We start from the raw sequence: 15,847 nt of genomic DNA on the forward strand, positions 1-15,847 counted from the left end.
AGAATGGCAGGCCCCGGAGACAACCAGAAGAGCAGGTCGGGCGGCCCGGTAGACACCGAGCCGATGCGCCGGGCGATAACCGGTTGTGTCCGCTCCATCGCCGGAGACTCGGAGGTGGAGGTCAGCTTTGCCAATGAACGTCCCGGAATGGCGGGAGAGCGTATCCGGCTGCCGGAGATATCGAAACGTCCGACGGCGCATGAACTTGCGGTAACCCGCGGGCTTGGCGACTCCATGGCGTTACGAATCGCGTGTCACGATACCGGCACGCATGCGAGCCTCTCTCCCCAGGGCTCTGATGCTCGTAGCGTATTCGATGCCGTGGAGCAGGCCCGGGTCGAATCGCTCGGTGCATTGCGCATGACGGGCGTTGCCGCGAACCTCAACTCCATGAATGCCGAGAAATACGCCAAGGCGAATTTTTCCGGGATCGAGCGCCAGGAAGACGCGCCGCTGGCTGAAGCCATGGCCATGCTGGTGCGCGAGAAGCTCGCCGGCACCAAGGCACCGGAAAGTGCCGGCAAGGTCCTCGAACTCTGGCGCCCGTTTATCGAGGAAAAGGCGGGTACCAATCTCGACAGCCTGAAGGGAGCCATCGAAGACCAGCAGGCCTTCGGGAAGCTCGTGCGCCACATGCTCTCGTCGATGCAGGTGGCCGAAGACCTCGGGGACGAGGAGTCCGAGCCCGAGGAGATGGAGAACCCGAACGACGACGAGCAGCCCCGCAGCAACGAGACCGAGAACGAGGAGGTCGAGGAGGAGGCTGGTTCCGATGCCGCGCCGGCGGAGCAGAGCGAAGCTGCCGACGATGAGATGGACGAAGGCGAGATGGATGGCGCCGAAATGTCCGACGACGACATGTCGGATGAGGCGGACGATCATTCGGAGACGCCCGGCGAGACCAAGCGGCCACACAGCCCGTTCGACGACTTCAACGAGAAGGTCGATTATCGTATCTTCACGCAGGAATTTGACGAGGAGGTCCTCGCAGAGGAGCTGTGCGACGAGGCTGAGCTGGACCGCCTGCGCGCCTTCCTCGACAAGCAACTGTCGCATCTCCAGGGGGCCGTGGGGCGACTGGCGAACCGATTGCAGCGCCGCCTGATGGCGCAGCAGAACCGTTCATGGGATTTCGACCTCGAAGAAGGCTATCTCGACTCCGCCCGGCTGGTGCGCCTGGTCATCGATCCGATGCAGCCCCTTTCCTTCAAGAAGGAGCGGGACACGCAGTTCAGGGACACGGTCGTGTCTCTTGTGCTGGACAATTCCGGCTCGATGCGTGGGCGCCCGATCACGGTCGCCGCCACCTGTGCCGATATCCTTGCCCGCACGCTGGAGCGCTGCGGCGTCAAGGTCGAAATCCTCGGCTTCACCACCAAGGCCTGGAAGGGCGGGCAATCGCGCGAAAGCTGGCTGGCGAGCGGGAAACCGGCCAATCCGGGCCGCCTCAATGATCTTCGTCATATCGTCTACAAGTCTGCCGATGCGCCTTGGCGTCGCTCGCGCCGCAACCTCGGGCTGATGATGCGCGAGGGCCTGCTCAAGGAGAATATCGACGGCGAGGCGCTGATGTGGGCGCATAATCGCCTGATCGGCCGGCCGGAGCAACGCAAGATCCTGATGATGATCTCAGATGGCGCGCCCGTCGACGACTCCACGCTCTCCGTCAATCCGGGCAACTATCTGGAGCGGCACCTTCGCGCGGTCATCGAGCAGATCGAGACGCGCTCGCCCGTCGAACTCCTGGCGATCGGCATCGGTCATGACGTCACCCGCTACTATCGCAAGGCCGTGACCATCGTCGATGCTGACGAACTTGCCGGCGCGATGACGGAGCAGCTTGCCGCGCTGTTCGAGGAGAATGGCGGCCGCAGCGCAGGCAGGATGCGGCGCGCCGGGTGACGAAGCTGTACACGATGCGCCGAAGCTTGCTTCTGGCGGCGATCATGAGTTTGGCCGCCGTAGTGCCAGTGGCTCCGGCGACGGATCTATTGCCTCTCCAAACCTCGCCTATCAGGCAGTTCCAGCCCGGATCTGCCGAGAGCCGCTTCGGGTCGCTTGAATTCGTTGGCGGCTTCCAGTTCTCGTCATCCGACAGCCGACTCGGCGGCGTCTCCGCCATCCGCTTCCGGCCGAACGGGCGCGATTTTGTGGCCGTACAGGATACCGGCGAGTGGCTCACCGGATCCATAGAGCGCGATGCAGGGGGCCGACTGTCCCGTTTCTCTTCCCTGTCGATCAGTGCCATGCAAGATACCAGGGGCCGGAAGCCTTCGAAGTCCGACATCGACGCTGAAGGGCTCGCGCTGCAGCCGGGACGGTTGATCGTCAGCTATGAGCGCCGGCACCGGATCGACGCCTATCCTGATCCGGGTTATGCAAAGGCGAGGCCACAATCCGTAGAGATGGTAATTTCGCGCGGGGAGCTTCGTGCCAATGGCGGCATCGAAACGCTGGTGAGTTCGCCGAAAGATGGACCCCTTGAAGGCGCGCTGGTGGCGGTGGCGGAGAGAAGTATCGACGGCGATGGAAACCTGTTTGCAGCCGTCCTCAGCGGGGCCCGCAAGGGCGTCTTCAAGGTGGCGAGGCAGGACCCTTGGGCGGTTACCGACGGCGCATTTCTGCCGGATGGCGACCTGCTTCTGCTGGAGCGTCGGTTCAGTTATCTCAAGGGTGTTGGCATGCGTCTGCGGCGCATCGAAACCAGTTCGATCAAGCCAGGCGCACTGGTGGACGGGGAGGTATTGATCGAGGCCGACATGGGTGCCGAGATCGACAATATGGAAGGCGTCGACGTACTCATCGAGAATGGCGAAACCCGCATCATCCTGGTCTCCGATGACAACCGGTCCTTCCTCCAGAGGAACGTCATGCTGGAGTTCCGCCTGGTGGATTAATCCACCAGTGGGGACATCGTCAGCCTGCGGCCTTGGCGGGTGGCATGGGCTTCAAGACGCTCATCAGCGCGCCATAGGGCAGGAGCATTACGAAGCCGACCAGGATCTTGACGCCGAGATCGCCCAGGGCCCACGAGACCCAGCGCGGCGCTTCGGTTGTCATAATGCCGAGGATCGGCGCCCATTCGATGGCAAACGCGTCATTGGGGCCGAGGACCGCGAGCGAGGACGCGAAAGCCAGCGAGAAGAACAGGGCTGTATCGAGCGCCGAGCCAGCCAGCGAGCCAGCCAGCGGCGCATGCCACCAGGTCTGCCGCCGCAATTGGTTGAAGATCGAGATATCGAGAAGCTGGCCGACCAGGAACGCGGTACCCGACGCAATGGCAATCCGCGGGACGGAGGTCCAGAAAGAAACGGCTACCCCGACAACGAAGCCTGCCAGCACGACACGTCGCGCAATCGACGGACCGAACTGGCGGTTGGTGAGGTCGGTGACGAGGAAGGCGACGGGATAGGTGAACGCACCCCAGGTCAGCAGGTCGCCGAGCTGGACGCCAAACAGCGTCCCGGAGAGCGGGAACTGGACGAAGAAGTTCGAGGCGACGACGATAGCTGCCATCAGCAGTGCATAGATGGAGGTATGGCGAAGGTACCGCATTTTTTTATCCTGGGTGATGCCACCAGTTGGAGTTCGATGGGTTCAAGAGAAAGGGCTTGTCCGGTTTCCCGTCAAGCCCTTCCCGCAACCGATGATGTTATTCGCGCTTAGGCAGCAACCGCTGCTTCGGCGGTCTTCTTGGCGATCTGGCGGCGCAGCAGGCGTGCGCGCATCGACAGTTCGTTCTCGTCAGCCTTCAGAAGGAAGGCGTCAAGGCCGCCACGGTGCTCGACGGAGCGCAGGGCATGCGCCGAGACGCGCAGACGGAAGCGCTGGCCGAGTGCGTCGGAGATCAGTGTGACGTGGCACAGGTTCGGCAGGAACCGGCGGCGCGTCTTGTTGTTTGCGTGGCTGACGTTGTTGCCGGTCTGAACGCCCTTGCCGGTCAGTTCGCACATACGAGACATGGGTACACCTTTGTTGTTCTTCTGCAATCGGATGGTACTTCCGGGCAATGCCCAGCGCGCCGATCCAACTGGCCTGATTGGAAAGTTGCGGTTCTATAGTCAGTGAGGTCTGTCCAGTCAAGCCAAAACCTCGGACCTGCGGGTACAGAATCCAGAGCGCCCGAGCGGGTCCGGCTATTTTCTTGCCATAGTGGCGGGTTTATATCTTTGCGACGGGGATGAGAACCCCGCTTTCGCATCAATAGAGGCACGATCATGACCGGGCGCCGTGGGGCCATCCTCGCCAGTGCATTCGCCTTCTCGCTGTTCGCCGGACCTGCGGGAACGGCGGGCATACGCCACGTCAGCGAATACGATATCTCGCTTGGCATACTGCCGATCGCCAAGGCCGCCTTCGCAAGCGAGTTCGGCAGCTATGACTACCGAATTGCCGGGAGTTTTCGCTCCTGGGGACTTGCGGATATCATCAGCAAGATCTCCGCTGAAACCAGCGTCACGGGCCGCAAGCGCGGTGATAAGCTGCAGGCAGAGCAGTATGACCTCGTCTACAAAACCGGCAAGCGGACGCGGGTCTACGAGGTGACCTATCGCAACGGTGACGTGACGCGTTCGGTGATGAAGCCGGAGCCGAAGCGGCGGCCCGACAACTGGGTGCCGGTTGCGCCAGAGGATTTGCGTTCGGTGCTCGATCCACTGACCGGTCTGGTGTTCTCCGGCGATGCGAAAAGCTGCCCCAGTCGCGTTCCGATCTACGACGGGGAGTCGCGGATGGACCTGATCCTCACGCCGAAGGGGACGGAGACATTCTCCACCGAGGGCTTCACGGGAGAGGTGATGGTCTGCGAGGTCCGCTACGTCCCGAGATCGGGCTTCCGTCGCGGGCGTTCAGATATCGAGCACCTGAAGAAGACCCCGATGGAGATCTGGTTTGCCAAGGCGCAATCGGTAAATGTATATGCTCCCGTCTATGCCCGCATTCCGACGAGCATGGGACAGGTTTACGTGAAGGCCGCGAAGTACGGCGGCTGACGGGGCTGGATCGGCCCTGGAGGGGGGCATGGTGAAGGCACGCGGGACGCTTATCGGCTTCACGGCCATCCTCATGTGGTCATTGCTGGCACTAATGACAGCGGCGTCCGGAAAGATGCCGCCCTTCCAGCTTTCCGCGATCAGCTTCGCGATTGGCAGTCTTCCAGGCCTTCTTCTTTTTGCTGCGAGGCCGCATCGGCTGAGACTTCTGCGGCAGCCACCCAAGGTGTGGATCATCGGCATCGCAGGCCTTTTTGGCTACCATTTCCTCTACTTCACCGCCCTGCGCAATGCGCCAGCGGTCGAGGCAGGTCTGATCGCCTATCTGTGGCCGCTTTTCATCGTCGTCGGTTCCGCGCTGCTGCCGGGAGAGCGGCTGAGATGGCATCACGTCGCCGGTGCGGTGGCGGGGCTTGCCGGGACGGTGGCAATCGTTTCGAGAAACGGCATCTCCTTCGATGACCAGTATGCGCTAGGCTATGGCGCGGCGTTTCTCTGCGCCTTCACCTGGTCCGGATACTCCCTGCTGACGCGCAGCTTCGACCGCGTCTCTACCGACGTCGTCACCGGCTTCTGCCTCGCTACCTCGTTTCTGTCGCTCCTCTGCCATCTTTTTCTAGAGACGACGGTATGGCCCGCCGGTGGGAGCGAGTGGCTGGCGGTGGTGGGGCTCGGCCTGCTTCCGGTTGGAGCCGCTTTCTATGCCTGGGACTACGGGGTCAAGACCGGCGATATCCAGATCATCGGTGCGGCAAGCTATGCTGCGCCGCTGCTTTCGACACTGATCTTGGTGGCGAGCGGTTTTGCCGAGCCGGACTGGCGCATCGGGCTTGCCTGTCTGCTGATTACTGGCGGCGCGGTGCTGGCGGCGCGGGACATGCTGATGCCGCAGCGATCGCGGCAGCCGTCGCTGGCGGAATAGCCGCGCCGCGATGCTGGAAGTGCCGGTTCTTGTTCTTTCGCTTCTGCTTGCGCTTCTCTATTTCCGCTTTCTGGGAAAGCCAGCAGGCCATGGCCGGGCGGCCTTGAAGGCTGCGCCGGTGCTCCTTCTTGCAGTTTATGCGGTGATTGCCGGCGGGGCCACCTGGCTGGTGATGGCGCTTTTCCTTGGAGCGCTCGGCGATCTTTGCCTGGCCTATGATGGTGAGCGCGCATTCATCGCTGGGCTCGTCTCCTTTCTTCTGTCGCACCTTGCCTATGTCGCGCTGTTCTGGCCAATGGCGGAGCCGAGCCTCATCCTAGGCGAGGCGTGGCGGATCGGCAGTGCCGCTGCGCTGGCGATCCTGGTTCCGGCGCTGATCCTCGTCCTGTGGCGGCCGGCGGGTCCATTGGCCATGCCCGTCGCCATCTATGGGCTCGTGATCGGCGCCATGGGCTTTACCGCGCTGTCCGTCGCGGATGCCGCTGTATTTCTCGGAGCGGCCCTTTTTATTTCCTCCGACACGGCTCTTGCAGCGGAGAAATTCCTGGTCGGCGCCGCCGCGCCGCTCGGCCGGCTGCTGCGCAACTTCGTGTGGGCGACCTACTATTCCGCACAGCTGGTATTCACCCTCGCGGTCGCCGGCCTGCCGTCAGCCTGATCCCGGCTCCCAGCCGGGTGGTGCCATCTCAAAGGCGGCGAAGTCGAAGCCCGGAGCGACCGTGCAGCCGACAAGGGTATAGGCGCCAAGGGTCTCTGCCGCCTGCCACGCACCTGCCGGGACGATCGCCTGTGGCCGCTCGCCCTTCAAGATGTCCGGACCGAGCATCACCGTGTCCAGCTCGACGCCATCAAGGGATATCCGCAGGCGCAGCGGGTCGCCAGCGTGGTAGTGCCAGACCTCGGCGGCATCGCGTACCCGGTGCCAGTGGGAGCGCTCGCCTGCCTGGAGCAGGTAGTAGATGGCGGTGGAATGGCCGCGCCCGCCGCCGGCGGGGTCGCGGAAGGTCTCTTTGTACCAGCCGCCTTCGGGATGAGGCTGCATGCCGAGGATGCGGATGATGTCCTGCGGATCCATGTGGGTCTCGCCTTATTCGAGGAGGACTAGAAGCTGTCCTTGCGCTTGCGGATCTCCGCAAACACTTCCTCGTTCGACCTGGATTCCATCAGGAGGTTGCGGCGGACGGCCGGATCGGTGGCGCGCAGGAAAGGGTTGGTCTCCTTCTCCAGGCCGATCGTCGTTGGGATGGTGAAGCGGTTTGCCGCGCGGGTTGCTTCGATCTCCCGAACCCGCTCCTGAAGCCGCGCATTGTCCGGATCAATCGTCAGCGCGAAGCGTGCATTCGACAGGGTGTACTCGTGCCCGAAATAGACTGCTGTCTCGTCGGGGAGCGCGGAGAGTTTCTGGAGGGAGTGCCACATGTCGGCGGCAGTCCGTTCGAACAGGCGGCCGCAACCGAGGGCAAACAGCGTGTCGGCGGCGAAGAGAACCTTATCGTCCGGGAAATAGTAGCAGACATGGCCGGCAGTATGCCCGGGCGTCTCGATCACGCAGACGGTATGGCCACCGAATTCGAATTCGTCACCATCCTCCACCGACCGGTCTAACCCTGGTATGGCAACGGCCTCGTTGATAGGGCCGATGATCTCCAGCTCGAAACGCCCCTTAAGCCCGAGATTGCCTTCGACATGATCAGTATGATGATGGGTGGTCAGGATATGGGTCAAAGTCCAGCCGCGCCTTGAAAGTGCATCGAGGATCGGCTGTTCCTCCGGAGCATCGATCGATGCCGTCAGACCTGTTTCGGGGTCGTGCACCAGCACGCCGTAATTGTCGCTGCGGCATTGAAAGACTTCGATCTCCAGCGGCTTCATGATGCTGTCCCCGTTGCAAAGATGGCGCCGCCGGTGAATGTAGACGCTCCGGCTATGATGTCCAACCGCTCTCTGCTAGCATTTTTGTGATGCATACAGATATCGTCGATCTCCGTGAGTTCTACCATTCCCAGCTGGGCCGCCTTGCGGAGCAGTCCATCAGCTTCGCGCTCTCCTCTCTCTGGGCGCGGCTTCCAGAGGAGCGGCTGGTGGGTCTGGGCTATGCGGTTCCCTATCTCGACCGCTTCCGGGCCGATACCGAGCGCACCTTCGCCTTCATGCCTGCCGGGCAAGGTGCCGTTAACTGGCCATCCGGCGAACTCTCGGCAACGGCGCTCGTCTTCGATGAAGAACTGCCGCTGCCAGACGCTTCGATCGATCGCGTTCTGATGGTGCACTCTCTCGAATTCGCCGAGAATCCGCGCGAGACATTGAAGGAATCGTGGCGCGTTCTCGCCCCCGGCGGGCGGCTCATCATCGTTGTGCCCAATCGGCGTGGCGTCTGGGCCCGAATGGAGCACACGCCTTTCGGTTCGGGCCGGCCCTATTCGCGCCGGCAGTTGAGCCTGCTGCTTCGGGAAACGAACTTCACGCCTGCCGCGAGCGCCGAGGCACTGTTCTTTCCCCCGTCGCGAATACGAACAGTGCTGCGGTTCCGGAACGTGATCGAGCGGATGGGCCGTCGCTTCTGGCCGGTCTTTTCCGGCGTCATCATCGTCGAGGCGCAGAAGCGCCTATACCAAGGGCTGCCAGTGGCTGCGCGGGCCTCCCGGCGCGTCTTCGTTCCGGTACTCGCGCCGCAGGGCGTGCCGACCACACGGGATGCCGCAGATGGCTGCGGGGCGGTGGCCTGACCCTCGACAAAGGCCGGTTTCGGCTTTAATGCGACAGCATTATCCGCCGGTTCCGGTACCCTTCAGAAGGTCGTTCTCATGAGCATCGTCGTCAACGAGCCTGTTCCCCGTCCTGGCATCCTGGACATTGCCGCCTATGTGCCGGGCAAGGAACATGCTCCGGGCGTCGCACGCGTCTTCAAGCTTTCCTCGAACGAAACTCCTCTTGGGGCCAGCCCAAAGGCGATTGAAGCGTTCAAGGGTGCGGCGGACCATCTGGAAATTTACCCTGACGGCCAGGCAACCGAACTCCGGCAGGCCATCGCCGCCGTGCACGGACTCAACGCGGCCAACATCCTCTGCGGCAACGGTTCGGACGAACTGCTTGGCCTCCTTTGTCACGTCTACTTGGGGGCCGGCGACGAAGGCATCATCACCGAGCACGGCTTCCTCGTCTACAAGATCCAGATCATGGCGGCGGGTGCCACGCCGGTCGTCGTCAAGGAGAAGGAGTGCCGCGTCGATGTCGATGCGATCCTGGCCGCCGTCACGGAGAGGACGAAGATCGTCTTCATCGCCAATCCCGGCAATCCGACCGGAACCTATGTGCCGGTGTCGGAAATCCGACGCCTCCAGGCCGGGCTGCCGAAGAACGTCGTTCTGGTGCTCGACGCGGCCTATGCGGAATATGTCCGCCGCAACGATTACGAGGCCGGGCTTGAACTCGTCTCCGGCAGCCGCAACGTGGTGATGACGCGCACCTTCTCCAAGGCCTATGGCCTGGCTGCTCTCCGTATCGGCTGGATGTATGCTCCCGCGGCCATCATCGACGCGCTGAACCGGGTGCGTGGCCCATTCAACATGAACGCTCCGGCGATTGCCGCCGGTGCCGCCGCCATCCGTGACCAGGGCTTCATCGAAAAGGCGGTCGAGCACAACAACCTCTGGCTCGGCAAGCTGGCGCACGCTTTCGAGGCGATCGGCCTCACGGTCACGCCTTCGGTCACCAACTTTCTTCTTATCCATTTCCCCGATATCGACGGCAAGCGGGCTGAGGATGCCGACGCCTTTCTCACCAGCCGTGGCTATATCCTGCGGGCGGTAAAGGGCTACGGATTCCCGAACGCGCTGCGCATGACGGTCGGATCGGAAGAGGCGAACCGCGGCGTCATCGAGACCCTTGGCGAATTCATGGGTCGCAGCGCATGACGGACGGGCGCTTCGACCGGATCGCGCTGATCGGCATCGGCCTTATCGGCTCTTCGATCGCCCGCGACGTCAAGGAGCTAGGGCTGGCGAAGGAGGTCGTCATCTCGACACGCAGCCCGGAGACGCTGCGGCGGGCCGAGGAACTAGGGCTTGGAACAGCCTACGTCGCTTCAGCGGCAGAGGCGGTGCGTGGCGCCGATCTGGTAGTCGTGTCCGTTCCGGTGGGTGCCTCGGAAGAGGTGGCGAGGCAGATCTCCCCCAACCTGAAGGCTGGAGCGATCGTCACTGATGTCGGCTCGACCAAGGCTTCGGTCATTGCTCAGATGGCCCCGCACATGCCGCAAGGCGTTCACTTCATTCCGGGCCACCCGTTGGCAGGAACGGAGAAGTCCGGTCCGGATGCCGGCTTTGCGGGCCTCTTTCGCGGCCGCTGGTGCATCTTCACGCCCTTGCCGGACACCGACCCGCAGGCATTGGAGAAGCTCAAGGCCTTCTGGACCGCGCTCGGGTCGCGGATCGACGAGATGGATCCCCAGCACCATGACAAGGTGCTCGCCATCGTCTCGCACCTGCCGCATATCATCGCTTACAATATTGTCGGTACGGCGGATGACCTCGAAACGGTTACAGAATCGGAAGTCATCAAGTATTCAGCGTCCGGTTTTCGCGATTTCACGCGTCTTGCGGCCTCCGACCCCACCATGTGGCGCGACGTCTGCCTTCACAACAAGGATGCGATCCTGGAAATGCTGGCGCGGTTTTCGGAAGACCTTGCCTATCTGCAGCGGGCGATCCGCTGGGGCGAGGGCGACAAACTGTTCGACCTCTTCACCCGGACGCGCGCCGTACGCCGCTCGATCATCGAAGCCGGCCAAGACGTGGATGCTCCGGACTTCGGGCGCCATGCGCTGGATGCCAAGAAATAGCGTCAGATCGGCGGGATCTCGCCGATCGGAATGAAGCCGCCCGCCAGCACCTTGCCGCGCTCGATCGTCAGATCGATCGATGCGTTCTGGCCACCTCCGGTCAAGGCCGAGAGCATGCCGGAAACGGTCCTCAGGACAGGCTCGATATCCGGAAACGCCGCTGCAACACTGTCGCGCCACGCGTCGATCTGCTCCACCTGCACTTTCAATCGACCCGACAGATAGCCGTCTCCATCAATGGAGAAGGGGCCTGTCACGGTGACGAGCCGTCCTTCGCCAAGATCAACGGCCAGCCTGCGCATCTCGCCTTCCGTGCCATAAAGGGCAAGGCCGTTAGGGTCCGTGCCGTCTACCATGCCGGCACGTCCGACAAGCGTCACGTCGACCACGGCCGATCCCGTCGGCAATGATACGGCTGCCAATCCCTCTCCCGTTGCTTTGACATTCTGGAGACTGAGTGCCGCGTCCAGATCGTTGCCATTCTGGCGCAGATGGACCTCCGTCCTGTCTGCGGCAACGTTCAGCGCTTCTCCGGCGGCAGTGGAGACGAGGCTCGTGGCCACCTGCTGTATCACCGTCGAGCTGCGCTCTAACCGGCCATCATTCGCCACCAGGCTCGATTGCAGGTTTTCCCAGTTCGATGACACGGACAGACCGTGGCTTGTCCTTACTTCCGCGGGTCCATCGACTTCCCAGACGATATGGCCCGGGTCGTAGACCTGCGCAGCGGAACGAAGCGCGCCGAGCGTCGCCGAAATGCCGTGGGTGCGATCGTCGAGGTTGACGCGGGAGCAGAACAGTCCAATCCGGAACGGATAGCCCCGATAGGACGCATCCAGGCATTCGACGGTTACTCCATCAGCCTGTTTGCTGCCCAACAGCGCAAGCGTTCGCTCCTTCAGGGCCGATGCCGCATAGAACCAGCCGCCGGTGTAGATGGCGATGACCAGAACGATCGCGAGCGCGAGAAGCCAAACTTTCCTGGCGATAGCGGATCGGCTTGACGCTGCCATTATGTTCTCCCAAAGGTGGCCGGATGTAGCGCGAACGACGCTGACGGGAACGCATGGCGCCGGATATGGACGAATTTTGGGTGTTTGGCTACGGGTCGCTCATGTGGAACCCGGGCTTCCCGTTCGAGGAGAAGGCGGAGGCGCATATCTTCGGTTACCGCCGCTCGCTTTGCGTCCGCTCCCATGTTCATCGGGGCACGCCGGAGCGACCGGGTCTGGTCCTGGGGCTGGACCGTGGCGGGTCCTGCCGCGGCATGGCATTCCGTGTCCGGAGCGAGGAACGCGCCGAGGTGCTCGCCTACCTGCGCGCCCGGGAACTGGTCACGCATGTCTACAAGGAGCGTTTTCTGCCTGCGGTGCTGGGGGACCGGCGACAGGTCAGGGCGCTGGGATATGTGGTCGACCGGCAGCATGCTCAATATGCGGGGGTATTGGACGCGCGGGAGGCTGCCGAGATCGTCCGCAGCGCCGTCGGCAAGTCCGGCCCCAACCCCGCCTATGTCCTCAACACGGTCTCCCACCTCCGCGAGATGGGAATTCGCGACCACTGGCTGGAAGGCGTGAGCAGGCTGGTCGATCTGGACTAGCGGCAGCCGCCGGCTCTAAGCCGGGGTCGCGTTCGCCTGCTCCTGCCGCAGTTCCGCGAGGCGCTTCGCGGCGGTCGGCGGTAGCTTGAGGTGCGGATTGGCTTCCACTGTTTCCACGAGGAGTTCGTCGCTTGCCTTCTCCAGCCGGTCGATCAGCGTCTGGTAGAATGTGTCGGGGTCGAGACCGGGCTCGATTGCCGGAAGAATGCGCACCTTGAAATGACCTGGAAAGCGGACCGATCGGCGGCGCGGCCAGAATAACCCCGGATGCATGGCGATCGGCACCACCGGAACCTGAATGTCGCGATAGATGCGCGCGATTCCGTATCGATATTGCGGCTCGGCGCCCGGCGGACGGCGCGTTCCCTCGGGGTAGATGATGAGTTGGCGCCCGTTGTTCATCTCCTGTTTCGTGCGCTCCATCACGCCCACCATCACCTTGCCACGGGCGCCGCGGTTGACCGGGATCATCCGCTGCTTCATCACGTACCAGCCGAAGAGCGGGATCCACAGCAGTTCGCGCTTGAGGATGTAGACCGGGTCCTTCTGCCAGGGGAGGAGCGCGAAGGTGTCCCAGAAAGACTGGTGCTTGGGCGCGAAAATGCAACCGCCTTCCGGAATATTCTCCAGCCCCTCGATCTCGAAGGTTGTGCCGACGATCTTCTCCATCAGCCAGTGATTGGAGAGTGCCCAGTTCTTGGGGATCCGGAACGCCTTCTTGCGCGGCAGGGCGAAGTAGACCGGCGTCAGGACGATCATCTGAAGGATGAGGTTGGCATAGAATGCCATGTTGAACAGGATGGAGCGAACCATCAGCATGCAGGATTTCCTCGTGGACCAAGGCTGCCTACACGAGAACGGCCAGCAGCAAAAGCGGCCAGATGCAAGTATGGAAGGCGGGCTGGGCTCAGAGCGTTGCCTTGAAACCTGACGCTTCCGATTTCTCTCCGGTACGCAGGCCGGTGCGGTGGCCGAGCCCGACCCAGTCCCGCACGTTCGCCGCGAGGACCTTCACATATTCCTGCATCATGGTGCGGACCACGTCCGGCTCAGCGAACCAGGCCTTGCGGGTCAGGTCGGAATTCACCACCGGATAAGGGATAAAATCAGTTACCGGATCGGCCCGGCGCAGTTCGTGAAGGCTACGGGGCATGTGATAGTTCTGGGTGACCACCAGTACGGTGGCGAAGCCGTTGTCATTAATCCAGCGTGATATCTCGTTGGCATTGCCGATCGTGTCGATCGCGTCATAGCCGATGTCGACGCAGCACGAGAAGAGGTCGGGTGGGGTCTGCGTCATCTTCTGGATCTGTGCCGGGCTGGTGGAAGGGTGCGCGCCCGAGATCAGCAGCCGTTTTCCCGCTCCGTCACGCAACAGGCCCATGGCCTGGTCGATGCGCTGATAGCCACCCGTCAGCACCACTATCGCGTCGGCCTTCACTCCCTCCGGTGGCTGTAACGAAGCGACCGAGTCAGCGAACCAGAGGAAGCCGCCCAGGATCGTTGCGATCACCATCAGAGAACCCGTGATGATCCAGCGCGCAACCCGCCTCAGCCTGCTGCTCCGGGAAAAGAGCTGCGTGGCAACACGTCTGCGCGGATTGTCAGGCAGGCGTTCCCCCTTTGATGGACGAGTCGTGCTCATGCGACAGTGAATAGACCGAGTCCCACGTCATGAACAGGGTTTTGTCTCCAGCCTCTGCCCATCCGTCACGACGCGGGAAGGCCGTCGGATCTCGCCGGATCCGAGCGTATGAGGTCGATTTCGTCGATCGTGCGCATCACCGTCAGGCGTGCTGTCAGTGTCGTCAGGAGGGCGATGACGACCATTGTCGCAAGGATGCCCAGATAGCCGCTCCATCCAAGCGAGAACGTTCCGAACAGGGCCATCGTCTGGTCGCTTTCGGGGGTCGCGCGGGCATTGGTCTGCCAGATCCCCAAGGTGGCAAACAGGACTGCTGCCAGTGCGCTCCCGGCGGCCGATCCCTTCAGGCTGATCTTGAGGAAATGCTTCTGGAATTCCCGCGCCACGAAGCCGCCTTCGGCTCCGACGAAATGAAGGACCTCGACGATGTGGCGATTGCCCGCGATCACGCCGCGGGTGGCAAAGATCACGGTCAGGACCATTGCCGTGAAGACAAGGACCAGGACGCCGGTTCCAATCATCACCGTAGTGCTCGCCATGGAGACGAGTCGGTCGACCCATGTGCGGTGATCGTCGAGAAAGGCCTCAGGGAGTTCCTGCGCCAGCAATTCCCGCATCTCTCCAAAATCGGGCGGGTTCTCTTCGTCGATGGTGATGACGACCAATCGCGGAACCGGCAGTTCCTTGAGATCGAGCCCGGCACCGAGCCAAGGCTCCAGAAGTCGCGCCGTTGCGCCATCGTCCAGTATTGTTCCCGCCTGGGTGCCGACAAAGCCGAGCGCAAGATCCTTGGCTTTCTGCAGGGCCGCATCCATGTCCAGCCCTTCCGTGGGCTTGATCTGGATGGTGATCTCGCGGGAGATCTGGCTTTGCCAGCCTGCGGCGGTCGCCCGAACCATGCTGACGGCGCCGAAGGTCAGGCAGGCGAGGAAGGCCATGATCGCGATGACGACAATTAGCGCATTGCCCTGAATATTGGAGGGGGGCAGGATGGGGGCCGTCGGGCGGACACGCATCGTCGCACGCTGCTGCGTCGGTCTTTGTGCCGGATGGGATCGCGTCATCTCATTCATAGATGTCGAGCTGCCCTTCCGTCAGGATCATGCGACGCGCATCAACCTGATCCATCAGCGCGAGGTCATGGGTTGCGATCACGACAGCGGTGCCCAGCCGGTTGAGTTCGAGGAAGAGCGAGAGAAGCCGCTTGGCCATGGGCGGATCGACGTTGCCCGTCGGCTCGTCGGCCAGCAGGATTTCAGGACGATCGATCAGGGCGCGGGCGATCGCCGCGCGCTGCTTCTCTCCCCCGGACAGGACGGGTGGCAGGACGTTGATACGCTCCCCTAGACCCACCCATTTGAGGAGTTCGATGACGTCGTTGCGATAGCTGGCTTCCTGCTTGCCCCGCACGCGCAACGGAAGTGCGACGTTCTCGTAGGTGGTCAGGTGGTCGAGCAGGCGGAAATCCTGGAACACGATGCCGACGCGCCGGCGCAGCATCGGCAACTCGTTGCGGGGTATCTGCGACAGGTCGCGGCCGAACATGCGGATCAGGCCGCGGGTCGGCTGCAGCGACATGAAGAGCAGTCGCAGAAGTGTCGTCTTCCCGGCGCCCGACGGCCCGGTGAGGAACTGGAACGACCTCTTCGGGATATCGAAGGTCATGTCCCGAAGAATCTCCGGGCCCATCCCGTAACGGAGGCCGACGTTCTCGAAATGAATCAAAAGGAAACCCAGGTCCCGTGTTGCGCCGCCCTTGCAACCAAGGTCATGCGATCTTCTATCGCCACCGGATTAGGTCGTTTTGAGGGCCGCTTTTGCGAAGCATTAACCATTTGAATTTACGACT

Annotated in this window: 18 protein-coding genes; 9 read left to right on the plus strand and 9 right to left on the minus strand. The window is 62.5% G+C overall.

Features of this window, described 5'->3' with window-relative positions; genetic code table 11:
- Window positions 1–3: 3 nt before the first annotated feature.
- Complete coding sequence (gene cobT / locus ACEPP2_RS09120; RefSeq protein ID WP_281977220.1) at window positions 4–1,902, plus strand: cobaltochelatase subunit CobT; 1,899 nt, start codon at window positions 4–6, stop codon at window positions 1,900–1,902.
- A gap of 14 nt (window positions 1,903–1,916) precedes the next feature.
- Window positions 1,917–2,897 carry an esterase-like activity of phytase family protein gene (locus tag ACEPP2_RS09125; protein ID WP_395516441.1) on the plus strand — a complete coding sequence of 327 codons (981 nt, stop codon included), beginning with the start codon at window positions 1,917–1,919 and terminating at the stop codon, window positions 2,895–2,897.
- A gap of 19 nt (window positions 2,898–2,916) precedes the next feature.
- Here ACEPP2_RS09125 and ACEPP2_RS09130 read toward each other — a convergent pair whose 3' ends face one another.
- Together ACEPP2_RS09130 and rpmB are read right to left on the minus strand one after the other, a co-directional pair.
- On the minus strand, window positions 2,917–3,555 hold the full coding sequence (locus ACEPP2_RS09130) for a VUT family protein (protein ID WP_077549394.1): 639 nt from the start codon (window positions 3,553–3,555) through the stop codon (window positions 2,917–2,919).
- A gap of 107 nt (window positions 3,556–3,662) precedes the next feature.
- Window positions 3,663–3,962 carry a 50S ribosomal protein L28 gene (gene rpmB / locus ACEPP2_RS09135; RefSeq protein ID WP_052640325.1) on the minus strand — a complete coding sequence of 100 codons (300 nt, stop codon included), beginning with the start codon at window positions 3,960–3,962 and terminating at the stop codon, window positions 3,663–3,665.
- A 255-nt stretch (window positions 3,963–4,217) separates the two neighbouring features.
- Here rpmB and ACEPP2_RS09140 point away from each other — a divergent pair, with 255 nt between their 5' ends.
- Genes ACEPP2_RS09140 through ACEPP2_RS09150 form a run of 3 tightly spaced genes read left to right on the plus strand, consistent with a single transcriptional unit; the run spans window position 4,218 to window position 6,571 of the window.
- Complete coding sequence (locus tag ACEPP2_RS09140; RefSeq protein ID WP_281977222.1) at window positions 4,218–4,991, plus strand: DUF3108 domain-containing protein; 774 nt, start codon at window positions 4,218–4,220, stop codon at window positions 4,989–4,991.
- Between the two features lie 31 nt (window positions 4,992–5,022).
- Window positions 5,023–5,913, plus strand: a complete 891-nt coding sequence (gene yddG / locus ACEPP2_RS09145) for an aromatic amino acid exporter YddG (protein ID WP_395516442.1) — start codon at window positions 5,023–5,025, stop codon at window positions 5,911–5,913.
- A gap of 10 nt (window positions 5,914–5,923) precedes the next feature.
- Entirely contained in the window at window positions 5,924–6,571 is a 648-nt protein-coding gene (locus ACEPP2_RS09150; RefSeq protein ID WP_077549396.1) for a lysoplasmalogenase, read from the plus strand.
- Here ACEPP2_RS09150 and ACEPP2_RS09155 read toward each other — a convergent pair.
- A complete protein-coding gene (locus tag ACEPP2_RS09155; RefSeq protein ID WP_395516385.1) occupies window positions 6,563–6,988 on the minus strand; it encodes a cupin domain-containing protein in 426 nt (141 codons plus the stop codon). The genes ACEPP2_RS09150 and ACEPP2_RS09155 overlap by 9 nt on opposite strands.
- A gap of 26 nt (window positions 6,989–7,014) precedes the next feature.
- Entirely contained in the window at window positions 7,015–7,785 is a 771-nt protein-coding gene (gene gloB, locus ACEPP2_RS09160; RefSeq protein WP_077549398.1) for a hydroxyacylglutathione hydrolase, read from the minus strand.
- Between the two features lie 89 nt (window positions 7,786–7,874).
- On the opposite strand from gloB, the gene ACEPP2_RS09165 reads away from it, so the two are divergent.
- From ACEPP2_RS09165 to ACEPP2_RS09175, 3 genes are all read left to right on the plus strand, one after another.
- On the plus strand, window positions 7,875–8,639 hold the full coding sequence (locus ACEPP2_RS09165; RefSeq protein WP_395516386.1) for a class I SAM-dependent methyltransferase: 765 nt from the start codon (window positions 7,875–7,877) through the stop codon (window positions 8,637–8,639).
- 78 nt (window positions 8,640–8,717) lie between these two features.
- Window positions 8,718–9,827 carry a histidinol-phosphate transaminase gene (gene hisC / locus ACEPP2_RS09170; RefSeq protein WP_395516387.1) on the plus strand — a complete coding sequence of 370 codons (1,110 nt, stop codon included), beginning with the start codon at window positions 8,718–8,720 and terminating at the stop codon, window positions 9,825–9,827.
- Window positions 9,824–10,753 (plus strand): prephenate/arogenate dehydrogenase family protein, encoded by a 930-nt coding sequence (locus ACEPP2_RS09175; protein ID WP_395516388.1) that lies wholly within the window; start codon window positions 9,824–9,826, stop codon window positions 10,751–10,753. Before hisC ends, ACEPP2_RS09175 begins: the two co-directional genes overlap by 4 nt.
- 2 nt (window positions 10,754–10,755) lie before the next feature.
- Here the strand turns inward: ACEPP2_RS09175 and ACEPP2_RS09180 are convergent, their stop codons facing one another.
- Entirely contained in the window at window positions 10,756–11,766 is a 1,011-nt protein-coding gene (locus tag ACEPP2_RS09180; RefSeq protein ID WP_395516389.1) for a DUF2125 domain-containing protein, read from the minus strand.
- Window positions 11,767–11,819: 53 nt separating this feature from the next.
- Here ACEPP2_RS09180 and ACEPP2_RS09185 point away from each other — a divergent pair, with 53 nt between their 5' ends.
- A complete protein-coding gene (locus tag ACEPP2_RS09185; protein WP_395516390.1) occupies window positions 11,820–12,353 on the plus strand; it encodes a gamma-glutamylcyclotransferase in 534 nt (177 codons plus the stop codon).
- A 15-nt stretch (window positions 12,354–12,368) separates the two neighbouring features.
- Here ACEPP2_RS09185 and ACEPP2_RS09190 read toward each other — a convergent pair whose 3' ends face one another.
- From ACEPP2_RS09190 to ftsE, 4 genes are all read right to left on the minus strand, one after another.
- Window positions 12,369–13,172, minus strand: coding sequence for a lysophospholipid acyltransferase family protein (locus ACEPP2_RS09190; RefSeq protein WP_077549404.1), 804 nt, complete (start codon window positions 13,170–13,172; stop codon window positions 12,369–12,371).
- Window positions 13,173–13,260: 88 nt separating this feature from the next.
- Window positions 13,261–13,998, minus strand: coding sequence for a YdcF family protein (locus tag ACEPP2_RS09195; RefSeq protein WP_395516391.1), 738 nt, complete (start codon window positions 13,996–13,998; stop codon window positions 13,261–13,263).
- Window positions 13,999–14,063: 65 nt separating this feature from the next.
- Entirely contained in the window at window positions 14,064–15,071 is a 1,008-nt protein-coding gene (locus tag ACEPP2_RS09200) for a cell division protein FtsX (RefSeq protein WP_395516392.1), read from the minus strand.
- On the minus strand, window positions 15,064–15,723 hold the full coding sequence (gene ftsE / locus ACEPP2_RS09205) for a cell division ATP-binding protein FtsE (RefSeq protein ID WP_077549407.1): 660 nt from the start codon (window positions 15,721–15,723) through the stop codon (window positions 15,064–15,066). The genes ACEPP2_RS09200 and ftsE overlap by 8 nt, the downstream gene beginning before the upstream one ends.
- Window positions 15,724–15,847 lie beyond the last annotated feature (124 nt).

It is taken from the genome of Pseudorhizobium flavum (assembly GCF_044142885.1).
GTDB lineage: Bacteria > Pseudomonadota > Alphaproteobacteria > Rhizobiales > Rhizobiaceae > Neorhizobium > Neorhizobium flavum.